Below are 17,678 nucleotides of genomic sequence, written 5' to 3'. Positions count from 1 at the left end.
AGGCAGTGGAGGTCAAAGAGTTGATCTTGATCGTTGATCCGTTCATTCATTCCAATGATTCTTTACGAATTACAGCACGAAAACAACGGATCGGCATGCCGTACATGTCAGACCAGATGGCATCCTCCGGTTCTTGCACGCTCAACTTGCCTTCAATGGTCAGTCCGGTGACAGCCATAATGGTCTCCAGCAGATCCGGACGCATTTCAGGCACATCAAACGTGGCAATCAACCGACCGTCCGGCTTCAGCACTCTGGCGAATTCACGAAAGGCCCGCAGCATCGTGCCTGTATCCAGATGTTCCAACACAGAGATGCAGAATACACTGTCAAACATCTCGGATTCATACGGAAGCTGAGCCAGATTGGCCTGCGCAAGATGCAGTCGGTCCAGGCTCAATTCCGGCAGGTCGCGTGCGGCCTGTTCACCAAAATCAGAAGCGATATCCAGACGGATCGCTTCTCTGGACAAAATACGCTCATCCCAATCACAGGCATGAACTTCCCGGCAGTGCTCTGCCAGCCAAAATTTGAATGGATGGGATATACCACAGGCGGCGTCGAGTACGACGTCTTCTTGACGTGCAAACTGGCGTGCCCATTCGTACTCGTACGGACGGCTCCACCACGCAGGATGCAGTGGAAAAACCAATGTATCCGTTTTGGGGTCGCCCTCCCGAATGTATCTTGATTCCGTGAAATCCGTTGCATTTGGCGTATCCATCATCCCCGAATTCCCTCCTTTAATCCTGCTTCTGCCAGAAAAGATTCCAATACCGTACTCCACCTGCGCCGCCAGTGGGATATATCGTAGGACAGCGCCGTCTCACGGGCATAGATTCCCAGCCGCTCCCGCTCCGCCCTGTCTTGAACGAGACGTACCAGCGCGGTTGTCAGCGCTTCTTCGCCTGGAGGTACCAGCAGCCCGTTAAAGCCATCCTGAATCAGATCATTCAGGCCGCCAACATTGGAAGCAATCACTGGTAGCCCACAGCTCATCGCCTCCAGACAGGCATAGGACGTTCCTTCCGAGAAGACGGTCGGGATCACGGCAATATCTGCCTGATGGTAGGCCTCCCGGATATCCCGAAAATCATACGTGTGGTGTTTAATGCGATTCGCATGGGGGTGCGTGCGATGCCAATAGCGAAAGGATCGGCCCACTGTGCTTCCCTCCACCAGCTCTCCGGCAAATTCGACCTCCAGATCAGGAAAGGCACCAAGCAGCCGATCGGCTGACAGCATCATCGGAATAATGCCTCGCTCCATGCTAATGCGGCGCGGATATAAAATGCGAAGTGGACGTGAAGGATTCACATGGATTGACGCCGTTGTATCATCGTCTTGCTTCAGGTATTCACCCGGCAGCTCATTTGGCTGACCAGCCCGACCTTGTCTTATAGCCCCGGAGTCCAGTTCCTCTGCAATTATTGTTACTTCTGATCTGTCCGCCCAGATTATGCCGTCTCCTTCGTTTCTTTCCTCGACCTTTGAAGCAGCATTCAAGCCCGAAATAACGGCTTCATTGTGGTTTTCCTGACTTGCAAGATCCTTCTTCCATGCTGCGAGCCACTCTTCTTCCTGTTCATGCTCAAACGTACGCCTTGGCGGTGCAGGCGTGAAGTAGGAGGTATCCACTGCATTGGGAATGAGTACAACCTGACCCGGATCGGTAAACGTACAAGCAGCACGGCAAAAGGTCTGAAAATGCGAATCCACCGACACGATGCGTACAAGTCCGTCCAAGGCCAGCTGAATATGTTCAGCGACGTGCTGCTTGGTTTCAAGCGGCATCGTGGGGCGATCCCAGTTGATCCCGTGGCAGATGCCGAGACTGCCTGGCTTGTAGGTAATGGGCTGCCATAGGCAGCTGGCATAGATTACAGGTCCCCGTGCTGCTGCAGCCATTCGGGCAAAGGCCTCGGGTACATCATTCATATCGTAGGCATACCCATATACATCGATCTGTTCCGTGCGGGTCTGAAATGCTTCAAAATAGGACAGTTGATGCACCTCTGGACTGTGTCCCAATCCGCGGATTACGCTGCACAAATCAAGGACGTAACGCTCCAGCCCGCCACCGAACACCCGGCTGAATTCCCGGTTATATCCATCGATGAAGCTGTGCGCCAATATACTGACCACGCCCATCTTACTGCTCCTCCTTCCATGGAACCAGTCGGGGCTCGGGATCAAGAATCGATTCATAGTGTTCCAGACTGCCCCACTCGCCGTGTGGATCAATTCGTTTGTAACGCAAATATTTCCGAACCCGATCCTCCAGACTTCCTGCCCAGCCAAGATGCTGAACCTTCAATTCGGTGCTGATTCCGGGCAATACAGTACAGGGCAAGGGAAGGCGAGGCACATGATGATTTTGCTGCGGGTAAAAATAGGGGTAACCGGGCATATAACGAACAAGGGAAGCGGTATGTCGACGGTGAAGCCCCCAAAGGTTATCCTCCCGATAATGGGTTCGTCCGCCCCACATATCGTAGAAGCGGAAAGCAATCCAGTCTGCATGTTCCTGATTAATCAGGGCGCGCATCGCTTTCTTGGCTTCCGTGCTGTATAACTCATCTGCATCCACCGAGAGCAGCCAATCTGGCGAGGTTCCGGCCGCTGCCTGCCACAGGGCATTACGCAATCGCCATTCCTCTGCAAATAACGGCTTTTCCAACACTTCCAGACGAACGACCTTTGGGTAGGCTCTGCATATACCGGGTGTTCCATCTGTGCTGGCATCGTCCACAATGACGATTTCATCCACGAATTCACTTAGATCGTCCAGCACTTCCTCCAGATATCGCCCGCGTTCGTTACGTACCTGAAGCATGGCGGTCAGCTTGTTGTTCTGACCCTTGCGAACCCGACGTATGGAGAAAGGCTCTCCGAGTTCGGGGCTTCTTGGTTCTGCCAGCAGAGAATCAGGCGTTTCGTTTGGGGTAGGCGTCGTTTCGGATCGTATATTCCTATGCACCATCGGTCCGTTCACATGTTGTCTGCGCTTCTTCGGGTCCAACATCATGGCACCTCCCCCAGCAATTGCTGGACGGCTTGATCCAACAGCTCCATCTCGACGATTCGCGCAAGAGCATCCTCATCCTCCAGTGCCGTCTCCAGAAATTGTCTCACCGCCCCATGACGTTCTCCACGCAGCGCCAGGGCCAGACCCGACAACTGACGATAACCCTGTCGGCTGGGGCTATCCTGAATATCCACTGCGTGCACCAAATCCAATGCGTCTTCCACACGCCCAGTCTCTTGATAGATACGAAATTTCCAATGTCGTGCCGTTTCGCCTCCGAGCTCATCCAGAATATGCAATGCATTTCCGTAATCATCATTCAGGTGCAGCAGTTCTGCCCGGACAAGCTGTTCCTCCCCGGCCTCCAGCCAGCGGCAGAGCTGTTCATAATGGTGACGTTCCTGTTCGTTGCCTGCGCTGATTCCATACACCTGTAACGCGTTCTCGATTTCCCCGGCCCTCGCATAAATCGCGGATAGGAATCGATAGTGGGAGCTTACACAATCCTTGCGCCCGTTTAATACGGCGTGGGAGAAGGCCTCCTTGAGTGAAGCGGCCGCTCTGGAATCCTCTAGCACATATTCATAGGCTGCCAGCAAAAAGGAAATCGTCTCATGCGCTCCAGCTTTGGACCGAAGCTGACGATAGAAGTCGGCCCGCACACTGCATTGCAGCGGGGTGACCGTATCCGGAACACCCGAGAGGGTCTGCCGCAGCGCTTGCAGGAATAGCAGTTCATAGTCCCGGAGAGGGACTTCAAGGTCATCCTTTTGCATGACACCAGCAGGGGAGGTATCCTCTCCATTCAGCCAGATGGCGCGTACACCCTGGAATACCAGCTTCATGTAGCGCGTTTCTGAAGTGGTGCCCACCAGATCGGCGATCCCGACCAGTCTTGAGATACAGCTCTCCCATAAGGGGGACTCCGCTTCTTCACCAACCGGTTCGGGAAGAAGTGCAATACAGAGCTCTGGATGGAGCGAGGCTGTGGCGGTCAGCCAGTAGGGATGGGCAACCACGGCAACCGTACGTGGCTCCTGCAGCAATTGTTCTGCTTCGGGAAGCGTGATAACGGTGATATTCGCAGGCATTTCCTCAGAGCGATCCAGGCTGCTGACATAGTAGACAGGCCCTTCCGCGACCATCAGAGCAGCGATGTCTGGGTAGGGAAAAGCAGACCATCCTCCCTTACGGGGGAAAAGAACATAACGAAAGGCAGGCAGGGCCGTACTTGATTGTTCTGCATCTACCCCTTGATGAGGCTCCAGGTCCGGGATCGGAGGAAGCTCTTCCATCGATGAATCACCTCCCTTGATTTGCATTTTTGTCCGTTCATGGATTGAAGCAGCACCATCTGAAAAATGCCGGATTGGCGCTGCTTTGAATGATATCAATGAATCCAATGATTCAATATGTAATGCCTTTTTTTGCCCAGCGTATTTTATGCCTGACACTAACATATGGGCGTTCCGTCCCAAACATGAGCATCTTCCGTGAATAGACGAAGCTGACAAGCCGAAAGATTAGGCTTAATTTTATCTATTGTGTGACCATCATCACTTTTTTTTGCTGTCATGGCAGGGTTTGTGATAATTGTCACATGTATAAAATAGTCTATCTGGCACAATACGTTCATCAAGCGTATTTGGCGGACAGACAGCGAAGGTGCAGCTTCCATGCCGAATACGACAAACTGCGATGTGAACAGAAAGAAGGGGTAACGGTATGGATCCGATTATGTTATCGCGTATCCAATATGCGCTCACAACGATTTTCCATTTCTTTTTTGTGCCGCTGTCTATCGGCCTGGTGCTGCTGGTAGCGATTATGGAGACGTTGTACGTAGTGAAAGGTAAGGAAGTCTACAAAACGATGGCCAAATTCTGGGGTAAGCTGTTCCTGATCAACTTCGCCGTCGGTGTGGTCACAGGTATTCTGCAAGAATTCCAGTTCGGTATGAACTGGTCGGAGTACTCCCGTTTTGTCGGGGATGTATTTGGTGCGCCACTGGCTGTGGAAGCCTTATTGGCGTTTTTTATGGAGTCTACCTTTATCGGACTCTGGATTTTCGGATGGGATCGCTTGTCCAAAAAAGTGCACTTGGCCTGTATTTGGCTGGTATTTGTCGGCACATTCCTGTCCGCGCTCTGGATTCTGGCAGCCAATTCATTCATGCAGCATCCGGTGGGCTTCGAGATTAATAATGGCCGAGCCGAGATGAATGATTTTTTTGCACTGATTACGAATGGTCAACTGCTGGTGGAGTTCCCGCACACGATCTTTGGTGCATTGATGACGGGTGCATTTGTGGTCACCGGGATTAGTGCCTACAAGCTGATGAAGAAGCAGGATGTAGAGATTTTCCGCAAATCGTTTAACATCGCTATCATTATTGGCCTGGTTTCCTCGCTGGGGGTTGCCTTCTCGGGTCACTTCCAGGCGCAATATTTGGTGGAAACCCAGCCGATGAAAATGGCCGCCAGTGAAGGGACATGGACGACGACGGAAGACCCTGCGCCATGGACAGTGGTGGCTGCTATCGATCCGGACAAACAGGAGAATTCCGGCGAAATCAAAATCCCCGGATTGCTCAGTTACCTGTCCTACAGCAAGTTCTCCGGCAGTGTCAAAGGCATGAAGGAACTGCAAGCCGAGTACGAACAAACATATGGACCAGGTGACTACATTCCACCGGTACGAACGACGTTCTGGAGCTTCCGCATCATGATTGCTGCGGGTGGATTAATGATTTTGCTGGCTGTATACGGTACATTCCTCGCATTGCGCCGGAAGTTGGAGGGAGCAGGCAAGTGGTTTATGCGTCTGATGGTGTTTGCCATTTCCCTGCCGTTTATAGCCAATACGTCGGGCTGGATTATGACTGAGGTGGGAAGGCAGCCGTGGACAGTATTCGGTTATATGACGACCGCAGCCGGGGTATCCCCGAACGTAAGCGCAGGACAGATTTTGTTCTCCACTATTGCTTTTACAGCAGCTTATACGGTTCTCGGCATTGTGATGGTCTATCTGTTCGTTCGTGAAATCAAGGCAGGACCGTACGCAGTCGAAAAGCCGGAGGAACATGATGAATCGGCCGATCCGTTCGGCGTGGATGGGGGTTATTCTGTTGTCACTAAGTGAGTTGTGGTTTTTGCTGATTGCCGTCCTGTTTGTTGGTTTTTTCTTTCTGGAAGGTTTTGATTTCGGTGTGGGCATGTCCACTGCGATTATCGGTAAAACGGATCGTGAACGCCGTACCCTGATCAACTCGATCGGTCCGTTCTGGGATGGCAATGAGGTCTGGCTGATCACGGCCGGAGGTGCCATGTTTGCAGCCTTCCCGCATTGGTATGCCACGCTGTTCAGCGGTTTTTATCTGCCGCTGGTTGTGGTGCTGCTGGCCTTGATCGGTCGCGGAGTAGCCTTTGAATTCCGCAGCAAGATGAGACATGAACGCTGGCGCAAAACATGGGACATCATCATCGTGGTCTCCAGTGCTTTACTGCCGTTCCTGTTCGGGGTTGTTTTCGCTACGTTGATGAAAGGCCTGCCCATTGATGGGCAGATGCAGCTTCGTCCAGGCTTCCTGGACATCGTTAATCCGTATACGGTGGTAGGCGGGTTGAGCGTGACATTGTTGTGTCTGGTGCATGGTTTGCTGTTTGCTTCATTGCGGACTGTCGGTGATCTCAGGGAGCGTGCCCTGAATACGGTCAAAAAACTGATGCTGCCGCTGGCCGCAATTCTCGCGGTCTACGCCGTAATGACATACTACATGACCGATGTATTTGCCGTACGCGGCTGGGCCCTCTGGATTATGGTTGTTTTGGGAGCTGTTTCATTGGGTTTGGCGACTTACTTTGTACGTCAGAAACGTGAAGCCTGGGCCTTCGGCATGACGGGAGCTGTTATTGCCATCGCGTTTGCCTCCGTGTTTATCGGTCTGTTTCCAAGGGTCATGGTGAGTTCAATGGGATCGGCATTTGACCTGACAGTCTACAATGCGGCATCCGGTGCATATTCGCTGAAAGTGATGACAATTGTGGCTTGTACGCTGCTTCCGTTTGTACTCGGCTATCAGATCTGGAGTTATTACATTTTCCGCAAACGTCTGAACGATCAGCATCACCTGGAGTACTGACATGGGACGGGGGCTGCTGAAGCTGCCGGGCATCCGGCCGGTACTGGTGCTGGCCTCAGCGCTGGTACTGTTGCAGGCGATGGCGATTATTATGCAGGCCAAATGGCTGGCACAGGCGATTACGGCATTGTTTGAAGGTTCGCCCGTAACGGAGCAGTACCCGGTACTGCTGTTGTTCCTGGCCGCGTTTGCCGCCCGTTATGCTCTGTCATTCTGGTTGCAGCTCATCGCTTCGCGGTACGCGGAGAAGACAGGAAACGATCTGCGCAGACAGATGGTTGAGCAGTGGTTTCGGCTGGGTCCGCGTTTTGCCAAAACGGAAGGAACAGGACATTTGGTAACGCTGGCACGTGAAGGAACAGCCCAGTATAAGACGTATTTGGAACTATTTGTTCCCCGCATGCTGGGGATGGGGTTCACGCCAATCGTTATTCTGTTCTATGTCTTCAAGCTGGATATGATGTCCGGGGTGATTTTGACGCTGACGCTGCCGATCCTGATTGTGTTTATGATTTTGGTGGGGTTGGCTGCAAAGCGTAAGATCGATGGACAATTCAAGTCGTACAAAGCGTTGGCGAACCATTTCGTAGATACGCTCCGTGGACTGGAAACACTCAAAACGTTGGGACAAAGCGGTAAGCATGGGGAAACGATCATTCGGGTCAGTCAGCGTTATCGCAAGGCTACGATGTCTACTCTGCGTATGGCTTTTCTGTCATCCTTCGCACTCGATTTCTTCACCATGCTGTCGGTGGCCTCAGTGGCCGTTGGCTTGGGGCTGCGTCTGACGGAAGGACATATGCTGCTTGGACCAGCGCTGACCGTACTTATTCTCGCGCCAGAATACTTTCTGCCTGTACGAATGGTTGGTGCGGATTACCACGCCACACTGGATGGCAAAGAGGCGGGGGAAGCGATCGGTCAGATGATTGAGCGTGGAAAATGGGCTGAACTTCGACAAAAGGAAGCGTACTTGACTGGGATCAAGCAGGATGAGGCAGAACAAAGCGGAGCATCCTCTTCAGCTGGACTTTCTTTTGGCCAAAAAGATAATTCTCCAGCCACGATCCGGGTGGTCTTGCATGAGATAAATGCCGGAAACGGCGTCGCTTCCTCGGTAAAACCCTTCTGGGGGGCAACCAGCAGACTCGCGCTCACCAATGTACAGGTGCGGCATGAGGAAGAGGGGCCTATTTCGCTGAATGATGTGACGTTCCAGATTAATGGTCTTGGCAAAGTTGGGATTATCGGAGCGAGCGGAGCGGGCAAATCCACCTTAATGGAAGTACTGGCAGGTTTCCAGCAGCTTACTTCAGGCCAGATGTTATACAACGGACAGCATTTGTCTCCTGAGATGATGGAAGAATGGCGAAAACAAACAGCGGCCATTCCGCAGCATCCTTATCTTTTCAGCGGAAGTCTGATGGATAATGTTCGGTTCTACAGGCCGGAAGCTTCAGACGCGGAGGTGGAGGAAGCCATTCGCGCAGCAGGTCTGCATAAGCTTGTTTCCTCTTTGCCGAATGGGTTGCAGGAGCGGATTGGGGCTGGAGGAAGGCAGTTCAGTGGCGGACAGGAGCAGCGGGTGGCTTTGGCCAGGGCTTTAATCAGTGCGCGCCCGATCCTGCTGCTGGATGAGCCGACTGCACATCTGGATGTGGAGACCGAATATGAACTGAAACAGACGATGCTGCCGCTGTTTGAGGGTAAGCTGGTGTTTCTGGCAACACATCGACTGCACTGGATGCCCCATATGGACCGAATTATTGTGATGGATGGAGGCACCGTTGCAGAGACAGGAACACATGAGGAATTGCTGGCTCGACAAGGTGTATATTATCAGATGATTCAGGCCCAGATGGAGGCGGTATGAGATGAAAGCCGGATACAAGCAGACAGAAACAGCCCATAGCGGGAGCGGAAAAAATAGCTGGATCACGCCATACGTGGCCCAGTACCGCTGGAGACTCATAGCAGTTATAGCGCTTGGGATATGCGCTGCGCTATGTGCTGTCCTGCTGCTCTTTACCTCCGGGTTCCTGATCTCCAAGTCTGCGCTCCGCCCTGAAAATATTTTGATGGTATATGTACCCATTGTGGGTGTTCGTGCATTTGGGATTTTCCGTGCCGTATTCCGATATATCGAACGTTTGGCCGGACATGATGCTGTACTGCGTGTACTCGCGGATCAGCGGGTGAAGCTGTATCGTATTTTGGAGCCGCAGGCGCTGTTTCTGCGTTCCCGCATGCAGACCGGGGACGTACTTGGTGCTCTCGCAGAGGACGTTGAACGACTGCAGGATATTTACCTGCGCACGGTATTTCCAGCGGTTACGGCACTCGTGATGTATGGTGGAGCTGTTGTGGCTTTTGGCAGCGTTGATCTGGGGTTTGCACTGTGGATGGGGTTGTATATGCTGTTTCTGGTTGCCGTGCTGCCTGTCACCTCCCTCCGCATGACATGGAAATTGCGGGTCAGACTGAAACGGGAAAATGCCAAGTTATACACTCGTCTGACAGATGGTGTACTTGGCCTCGGGGACTGGATAGCGAGTGGACGAGCCGAAGAATTTGTCCGGCACCAGGAAAAGAAAGAAGGACAGGCGGATCGTATTCGACTCCGCTTGCGGCAATGGACGCGCTGGCGTGATCTGGTTGCGCAGTGTGTGATTGGGCTGATGGTGGTATCCATGACTTTATGGGCGGGAAATGCGGCTTCTGCCGGGCAGCTGCCTGCGGTCATGATTGCTGCATTTGTGCTGGTGTTGTTTCCACTCACGGAAGCACTGCTGCCCGTAGGAGACGCGGTGGAGCATATCCCGCAGTATCGTGAATCGCTGGAGCGATTGCAGCGCTTGGAGGGTGAAGGGCATAAACTAGAACCGTCTGGAACCGAAGAAGCTAAAGCAGCAGCGGGGGCTAAAGAGGACATAACCTCAGGTATATCAGGCAGCAATCCAGCAGTTGGACCGCATGGACACCAGCTGGGTCCCCTGGAGCGTACGGAAAGTGCTTCGGATCGACGTATTCGCCTGCGCATTCCGCCCAGACTGCGAGCAGATATTCAGATCAAACAGGTGAGTTATCGGTATGTGGCAGATACCCCGTGTGCGGTGCAGGAGGTATCCCTTCACCTGCCCCAGGGTAAACGACTGGCGATTCTCGGACGCAGTGGCGGTGGAAAGTCAACTCTTTTGAAGCTGATTCAAGGTGCGTTGCTTCCATCCGCCGGGAACGTATTCATCAATGATCTTCCGGTACAGACGCTGGGCGAAGATATAACGGATGTTATTGCGGTGCTCAATCAAAGTCCGCATCTATTTGATACAACGGTAGCTAACAATCTGCGAATCGGCCGTCCACAGGCAACAGATGAGGAAATTAAGCGCGTGGCTGCGCAAGTAGGTCTATCCGACCTTATTGAATCTTTGCCGCAGGGGTATCATACTCCGATGCTGGAGACAGGGCTTCGCTTCTCCGGTGGAGAAAGACAGCGGATTGCGCTGGCCCGTGTGCTGCTTCGCGAAACGCCTGTCGTCATTTTCGATGAACCGATGGTCGGGCTTGATCCGGTGACGGAGCGAGCGCTCATGCGAACCATTTTGGACAGCATGCAGGGCAAAACGATGATCTGGGTCACCCATCACCTGATGGGAGCGGAACGGATGGACGAACTTATTTTCATGGAAAATGGACAGATTACCATGCAGGGTTCTCACGAACAATTGCTAGCCCGGGAAGAGCGTTATCGCCGCCTCGTTGAGCTTGACCGACCGGGTTGGGCAGAGGGGCAGCCACCTGCCGTTCCGCTGCCACCTGTAGCCTCAAGATAAGAGTGAATATAAGATGCAGGGCAGGACGTGTAATGAAAAGGCTAGAGGGTGAGGCCAGAGGTCTATGCAAGAAACGATAGCCTACCTTATTAAAAGGTTAGTTCGCATCACCAGCGACATAGCAAAGAGACGAGCCAAAGGATCAGGGGGCTCGTCTCTTTTGTTACAACCTTATGTTGTAACGTTTGTTTCTGATATTACATCTCCACCAGCATCAAAATAATGGATGAGAGGCAGAGGCAGGTACTGATGAGGTACAGGACGCCAACCACCTGTTTGTGATTCAGACCAGCACGCAGCAAGCGATAATGGGCTTGACTCGCATCTGCCTGATAGATGGCTTTGCCTTGGATGAAACGCTTGATGACCACAAAAATGTTGTCGAAGATCGGCACACCGAGTGCCAGGATCGGGATGAAAATGGACAGCATGGTAGCTTGTTTGAATGCACCGTCCAAGGCGATCACCGCCAGGATGAAGCCGAGAAATGTAGCCCCTGCATCGCCCATGAAAACCTTGGCGGGAGCTTTGTTATATTTCAGATAACCAAGGGTTACACCAACCAGCGTAATAGCCATGAGCGCAGAATCCGTTTGGCCCTTGGTCATTGCAACGATAAACAATGTAATGGCCGAGATAGCAGACAAACCGCCTGCCAGCCCATCCATGCCATCCGTGAAGTTAATGACTGTTGTCACACCGAAGATCCACAGGATCGTCAGAATGAATTGCAGCCAGACCGGGAGCATGATGTATTCGGAGTTGAAAGGGTTCACGAATCCAGTGAACGCAATACCGGAAGCAAATACGAGCACGGCCGCCGAGACCTGAATGATCATTTTAGGCAGGGCAGGGAAGTCTTTGCCTTTGGTTTTGTACCAGTCATCGATCGTACCAATCGTTAATAGAAGCATTCCGCCAGCGACCAGGGCCGCCGTTTCCCATGAAATTTCTTTCGTCAGAACAATGTATGTCAGGAAGAATCCGGTAAATATTGCGTAACTCGCCGTCAGTGGAATGGGCTGTCTGTGCAGTTTGCGCTCCACATCTTGCCGGGGCTTGTCCACAAAGTCGAGCCGATGAGCCAATCGACCAAGCGGCGGAATAAGCAGAACCACGACAGCAAAAGACAGCATAAAAGCCAGTATGTATACCATAAATTCGCTTGATTCACTCCAATCTACCCATTTCCCCCTATTATACGAGCTAAACAGGAAATCTGTCGATGTCATTATTGTAACCAAAGCTTCTACCCAGATAGTTTAGTATGTTCTCCCCTTGGTGAAAAACCAACCACCGGCCACGAACACGATGAAAAGCACAAGATTAAATCCAACGCCCTTGAGTAGTGAACTGTTGAATAACAATGCTTCAAAAAATGAAACAACATGAGCGCGTAGCGCAGGAATCGCTGTTCCGGTTGGAATCGCCACAATGAATAGCACCCACAGCAGCCAACCAACAAGGTGGTGGTAGCCGGAGATCAGCATGCTTAGGAGCGCCATCGTCATCAAATAAAAAATGGTTTGATAGAGAAAAGAACCTGCCACGCCAAAGTCATTCCAATGAAACGCTTCAATAAGATTTACGGTGTTTTTGTGGAGCACATTCACTTCAAGCATAGACCATAAAGAATTGAATAAAGCGATGGCCACTGCCCACACGGTATAAACGAATTGAAGCCCGAAAAAATATTGTTTCCGGCTTGCTCCTAAATGTACGATGCGGTTGTAATAGCTAAGCGGAAGTACGATTGCGAAAATGAGCAAAATAAGCAGCAGCAGGTTGCCATCCGCGATTCCTGTGTTTTGACTGCTGTCTATAAAGAGGCCAACAATGAATTCAGCCAACCTGCCAAGGAGGATTAAAATAATGACCATCCATATATAAATCCTCAATTGCAAATAGGTTGCCTTTAAATGAACGGTCAAAGCACCCAATTTAACGACCTCCTTCGATCAAATACGAAAAAAACTTCTGAAGCGTCAAATTTTCAATAGTTATGTCTAGTTTGCGGGCCTGCAGCCTGTCCTCATCGTTGAATTTTTCGTAGATGGCGGCAAGCTTTCCATGGCCGTAAGATTCTGTATGTAATACTCGCTTTCCTTTTGTGAACAAAGCTACGGCATCTGAATTTCCACGAATCAAATAAGCTGCCATCCGTATCCGATTCATCTCGTCATGAAGCAGGAGGGAGCCCTCATCAATGATATAGACTCTTTCTGCGATTGGGGCGATTTCATCAATCAAATGCGTAGAAAGTAAAATTGTACGGGGATGATTGGCGTAATCCTCCAAAAGTTCCTTGTAAAACCTTTCCCGCATCAATACATCAAGTCCAAGCACCGGTTCGTCGAATAATGTCAACGACGATCGGCTAGACAGACCGATGATGTTTCCTACGAGTGATTCTGTACCTCTTGAGAGCTGTTTGATTTTTCTGTTGGGATCAAGCTCAAACGTTTGAAGAAGCTTATGAGCAAACGTCCAGTCCCAATTGGGATAGAAATTTGCAGCGAACTGCAAAATCTCAATCAATCGGGCTCCTCCAAATAGCTTGTTATTCTCCCGTACGAAACAGCAATCTTCTGGAAGTGCTCCTTTACCCAGCCTTTTACCTCTTACCTCAATGCTGCCGTCGTTCGCGAGTAGTCCACCTGCTATGATGTTTAGCAAGGTTGTTTTGCCAGCGCCGTTTCGTCCGAGCAAGCCGTAAATAACGTTTTCCTCCAGCTGTATATCTAGATCCCGTAATGCGTAGGTTTGACCATATTTCTTATTTAATTTGTCACAACTCACCAAGATGCTCACAATGAAATCATTCCTTCCTTAATTGTTTAATCATCTCAATGATATCCTCGGTTGCCAGTTCAAGTTTGTCAGCTTCACAAATGAGATTGGACAGTAATTCCTTATGAAAACGATTTCTTCGCTTATTCTTAATCTTTTGTTTGGCATCAGACGAGACATACATGCCAAGCCCTCTTTTTTTATACAATATTTCTTCATTTACGAGCAGGCCAATTCCCTTCACAACAGTCGCTGGATTGATTTGAAAGAGCTGAGAAAACTGAGCAACGGAAAGAATTTGCTCGTCCTCTCGGTAAGTTCCGTTGAGAATATCGTCCTCAATGATATCTGCTACTTGTTGAAAAATTGGCTGCTTTTCGTCGAAAGTGACGCTCATTACCTCACCACTCAGCATTGTAGTTTGTTACACATCTAGCAGGAAAACATAACTTATATGCGAAAATTTGTCAATAAACAATCATTCTTAGGGGTAACTGATGATTTTTTTTACACAGAGTCCAGTTATTGACAATTGTTTGTAATGGAATTATAGTATGCTACATGAGTGACATACTCATACACTAACATACTTACATAAATAAAAATACACTTGCCAAAGGGAGCACCAGAAGTATGACAAATAAATAATGGGGAGAGAGAAATTTATGAAAACATTAATCGAATTTAAAAGCGTGACGAAAGAATACAAAATTGGCGAAGTGCCGATCAAGGCGCTGAACGGCGTTGACTTTTCCATTAACGAGGGCGAATTCGTTGTTGTTCTAGGTGCAAGCGGAGCAGGCAAAAGCACGATTCTGAATATACTTGGTGGCATGGATACGGCCACCTCGGGTAAAGTGACTGTTGGCGATAAGGATATTACTAGCTTCAACGAAAAGAAGCTTACGGGATATCGCGCCGAGAAGGTAGGTTTTGTCTTTCAATTCTATAACTTAATCCCCAATTTGAATGCTTTAGAGAACGTTGAATTCGCCACTGAAGTATGCAAAGACCATTTGGATGCCAAAGAGATATTAAATAAAGTCGGCTTGAAGAATCGGATAAAAAACTTCCCGTCTCAGCTCTCCGGAGGAGAACAGCAGCGAGTTGCAATAGCGCGTGCAGTTGCAAAGAACCCCTTGTTATTACTCTGCGATGAGCCGACTGGTGCATTAGATTATGTGACTGGTAAGTCCGTTTTGAAACTGCTTCAGGATTTGAACACGGAAACGAAAAAATGTGTTGTGTTGGTAACGCATAACTCCGCAATTGTGCCCATGGCGGATAAAATCATTCGGGTGAAAAGCGGAAAAATCGAAAGCGTAACGGTCAATGAGCATAAACAAAGCGTTGAAGGGATTGAGTGGTGATGAAATTACTAAAAAAATTGTTAAGGGATATCAAGCAAGCAATCGGTCAATTTCTGGCCTTTGTATTGGTTATCACCATAGGGGCCTTTTTCTACACGGGGCTGGTTACGTTAAGTGATAACCTTAGCTCTTATTCGAAGGATTACTTTCAAACCCATAATTTAAGTGACTTAAACGTTTACTACGACCAAGTTTCCAAGCAGGATATGTCGAAGTTGAGTGGAATTGAAGGGATAAAGAAGGTGGAGGGACGGTATACCTTTGATGCGACGCAATCATTTGGTGATACTAAAGCAACTTTAAAGATCCACTCCATCCCCGAAATCAATAGCATTAATACGCCTACTATAATTGAGGGCAGCATTCCGTCTCGCCAGGATCAAATCTTGCTTGATTCCCATTACGCCAAGGAACACCAGTACAGAGTCGGGGATCAACTGAAGTTAAGCGTTAATGACCAGGAAGTGCCATTCATCATTAGCGGCTTGGGCGAAAATGTGGAATATGCCAAAAAGAACGAAACCCAGGATCACAAAACTTCGGGATTTGCATATGTGACTGAAGCGGGAATTCCTCGAATCGCAGGTAACCTTTATTATAATGAGGTTTTGATTGACGCTGAAGAAGGGTACGATATAGACCGATTAGGCCAAAATGTTGAAGCGCAGTCTCAACAACTTTCTTATGTAAGTCAAATAAGTAAAGAGCGAACATTCAATTACTCGCAGCTTCAACAAACAGTCTATAACAATAAATTGATGAGCAAGGTTATTCCGCTGGTTCTCTTTATCATCGAAGCGATCATTCTCTTCCTCACCATGTCACGGATTATCGATTCGCAAAGGAACCAAGTAGGAATTATGAAGGCGTTAGGCGTGAAGAACAGCAGCATCATGCTACATTACATGGGTCTCCCGGTACTTGTCGGAATCATAGGTTCCATTCTTGGTTGTATCGTTTCGGCAATCATATTTGTTCCAATGATTGAGGCGTCGAATGCTAGATCTTACTCGTTGCCGAGCATAACCTTCTCCTTATCCCCCTTCTCGATCATTATGCCTATCCTGTTCTCGAGTGCATTCGGCATGATGGCATGTTACTTGAGCGGCATAGGTATCCTTCGAGAACATGCAGCACAGGCGATGAGGCCTAAACCGCCGAAGAAGATGAAAAAACTGCTCATTGAACGGCTGCCGAAAATGTGGGGACGTATTCCCTATAGCAATAAACTCATTTTGAGAAACATCTTTCTTAATAAGCAAAAGGCGATAGCAAGTTCCGTTGGTGTCGTTGTGAGCACGGTGCTGTTGATCACTGCGTTCGGGACACAAACGTCCTTACAAAGGGTGGCCGACCAGATCGAAGAGGTGAATACCTATGATCTGAAGGTTGAATACACGAGTGGGGCAGAGCTAGAAAAGGTGGAATTACCCACTGGGATTGAAAGCAGTTATTATCAATCGACCTTTCCTGTGGAATTCGCCAAGGGAGATGATCATGAGAATGCCACTCTAACCGTTACGCAGAAGGACAACGCACTTATCCAATTTTTCGACGGGAAAGATAATCCGATAACACTTATGGACAGCGGTGTGCTGGTACCAAAATCATATGCGGATCACTATAAGGTTGCGATAGGGGATACGATCCGAATTCGATTCACTGATCCTTCGTTTGCGAATAAAACGGTCGATATGAAGGTTGCACAAATATCTAATCAGTATTCCAATCCGTCTTTCTTTTGCTCTACAGCGTATCTGGAGAGTTTTGGGATCGACTACAACCCAACCACAATTCTAGTGAAAGCTAGCAATGCCACAGATCTTACTAACGTACGACAGTTCTTCGAACAAGACAATCTGGTAGATACAATCGCGGACAAGGATGATTTGAAAAAATCTGCACAATTTATTATGAAGCAGAATAGTTTTATCTTTATCATGTTTATCATTAGTGCTGTTATTCTTTCGTTTGGCGCCATCTACACCATATCCTCCATCAACATTTATGAAAGAAATCGCGAGCTGGCTACTCTTAAGGTATTGGGTTATCAAAAATATAAAATAAATAGACTTATCTTCTCTGAGAACATGATACTCACCACCTTTGCGGTCATTATAGCACTGCCGATCAGCGTATACATGTATTCCATTATCATTGAGGCGCTATCGAGTACCCATCAACAAATCCCAGATCAGATAAATATATTTGTTATGCTGATTTCAATCATGATTGCATTTTTGCTTACCACGCTCTCTAACTTGATGCTTCGGAGTAAGGTTTCCCGAATTAATATGATTGAATCGTTAAAAAGTTTAGAATAAACCGGGCAGGATGGCACGTCTAGTCCTTCATAGTGTAAATGCATAATCCATTAAATTAGTTTGTTTAAGACTGAATTAGGTAATAAAGAGTAAATTGTTTCAATTAAATAAAAACGAAAAGTGTGGATTGATTTCCACACTTAGTAAGTCGTCTTTCAAATATGTCTTGATCCTTGATGCTATCGGAAAATT

14 protein-coding genes are annotated in these 17,678 nt (G+C 49.0%); 6 read left to right on the top strand and 8 right to left on the bottom strand.

The genetic code is table 11. The features are described from left to right. Positions 1-46 precede the first annotated feature (46 nt). From MHB49_RS32390 to MHB49_RS32375, 4 genes are read right to left on the bottom strand one after another with little or no spacing between them, the layout of a single operon-like run. Positions 47-727: a class I SAM-dependent methyltransferase gene (locus MHB49_RS32390; protein WP_405154331.1), complete on the bottom strand. Its 681-nt coding sequence runs from the start codon at positions 725-727 to the stop codon at positions 47-49. Beyond that, a complete protein-coding gene (locus MHB49_RS32385) occupies positions 724-2,151 on the bottom strand; it encodes a glycosyltransferase (RefSeq protein ID WP_405154330.1) in 1,428 nt (475 codons plus the stop codon). Before MHB49_RS32385 ends, MHB49_RS32390 begins: the two co-directional genes overlap by 4 nt. A gap of 1 nt (position 2,152) precedes the next feature. After that, positions 2,153-3,028 carry a glycosyltransferase gene (locus MHB49_RS32380; RefSeq protein ID WP_405154329.1) on the bottom strand — a complete coding sequence of 292 codons (876 nt, stop codon included), beginning with the start codon at positions 3,026-3,028 and terminating at the stop codon, positions 2,153-2,155. Next, complete coding sequence (locus MHB49_RS32375; protein WP_405154328.1) at positions 3,025-4,323, bottom strand: tetratricopeptide repeat protein; 1,299 nt, start codon at positions 4,321-4,323, stop codon at positions 3,025-3,027. Before MHB49_RS32375 ends, MHB49_RS32380 begins: the two co-directional genes overlap by 4 nt. 430 nt (positions 4,324-4,753) lie before the next feature. On the opposite strand from MHB49_RS32375, the gene MHB49_RS32370 reads away from it, so the two are divergent. Genes MHB49_RS32370 through MHB49_RS32355 form a run of 4 tightly spaced genes read left to right on the top strand, consistent with a single transcriptional unit; the run spans position 4,754 to position 11,002 of the window. Further along, on the top strand, positions 4,754-6,169 hold the full coding sequence (locus MHB49_RS32370; protein WP_247899803.1) for a cytochrome ubiquinol oxidase subunit I: 1,416 nt from the start codon (positions 4,754-4,756) through the stop codon (positions 6,167-6,169). Next, complete coding sequence (cydB, locus tag MHB49_RS32365) at positions 6,153-7,169, top strand: cytochrome d ubiquinol oxidase subunit II (protein ID WP_405157293.1); 1,017 nt, start codon at positions 6,153-6,155, stop codon at positions 7,167-7,169. Before MHB49_RS32370 ends, cydB begins: the two co-directional genes overlap by 17 nt. Before the next feature lies 1 nt (position 7,170). After that, complete coding sequence (gene cydD / locus MHB49_RS32360; protein WP_405154327.1) at positions 7,171-9,042, top strand: thiol reductant ABC exporter subunit CydD; 1,872 nt, start codon at positions 7,171-7,173, stop codon at positions 9,040-9,042. Position 9,043: 1 nt separating this feature from the next. Beyond that, complete coding sequence (locus MHB49_RS32355) at positions 9,044-11,002, top strand: amino acid ABC transporter ATP-binding/permease protein (RefSeq protein ID WP_405154326.1); 1,959 nt, start codon at positions 9,044-9,046, stop codon at positions 11,000-11,002. A 197-nt stretch (positions 11,003-11,199) separates the two neighbouring features. On the opposite strand, the gene MHB49_RS32350 is transcribed toward MHB49_RS32355, so the two are convergent. The 4 genes from MHB49_RS32350 to MHB49_RS32335 form a co-directional block, all read right to left on the bottom strand. Continuing rightward, positions 11,200-12,159, bottom strand: coding sequence for an MraY family glycosyltransferase (locus MHB49_RS32350; protein ID WP_247899800.1), 960 nt, complete (start codon positions 12,157-12,159; stop codon positions 11,200-11,202). Positions 12,160-12,264: 105 nt separating this feature from the next. Continuing rightward, a complete protein-coding gene (locus MHB49_RS32345; protein ID WP_405154325.1) occupies positions 12,265-12,882 on the bottom strand; it encodes a hypothetical protein in 618 nt (205 codons plus the stop codon). 61 nt (positions 12,883-12,943) lie between these two features. Continuing rightward, positions 12,944-13,813: an ATP-binding cassette domain-containing protein gene (locus MHB49_RS32340; protein WP_405154324.1), complete on the bottom strand. Its 870-nt coding sequence runs from the start codon at positions 13,811-13,813 to the stop codon at positions 12,944-12,946. A gap of 7 nt (positions 13,814-13,820) precedes the next feature. Continuing rightward, entirely contained in the window at positions 13,821-14,207 is a 387-nt protein-coding gene (locus tag MHB49_RS32335; RefSeq protein ID WP_405154323.1) for a GntR family transcriptional regulator, read from the bottom strand. A gap of 250 nt (positions 14,208-14,457) precedes the next feature. Between MHB49_RS32335 and MHB49_RS32330 the strand changes: the two genes are divergently transcribed. Together MHB49_RS32330 and MHB49_RS32325 are read left to right on the top strand one after the other, a co-directional pair. Continuing rightward, positions 14,458-15,162, top strand: a complete 705-nt coding sequence (locus MHB49_RS32330; RefSeq protein WP_076287422.1) for an ABC transporter ATP-binding protein — start codon at positions 14,458-14,460, stop codon at positions 15,160-15,162. Continuing rightward, complete coding sequence (locus tag MHB49_RS32325) at positions 15,162-17,486, top strand: ABC transporter permease (RefSeq protein WP_405157292.1); 2,325 nt, start codon at positions 15,162-15,164, stop codon at positions 17,484-17,486. The genes MHB49_RS32330 and MHB49_RS32325 overlap by 1 nt, the downstream gene beginning before the upstream one ends. Positions 17,487-17,678: the final 192 nt, after the last annotated feature.

The sequence above is a fragment of the Paenibacillus sp. FSL K6-0108 genome (genome assembly GCF_045040695.1).
In the GTDB taxonomy this organism is placed as follows: domain Bacteria; phylum Bacillota; class Bacilli; order Paenibacillales; family Paenibacillaceae; genus Paenibacillus; species Paenibacillus pabuli_B.
This window is presented reverse-complemented; position numbering and strand designations above follow the sequence as displayed.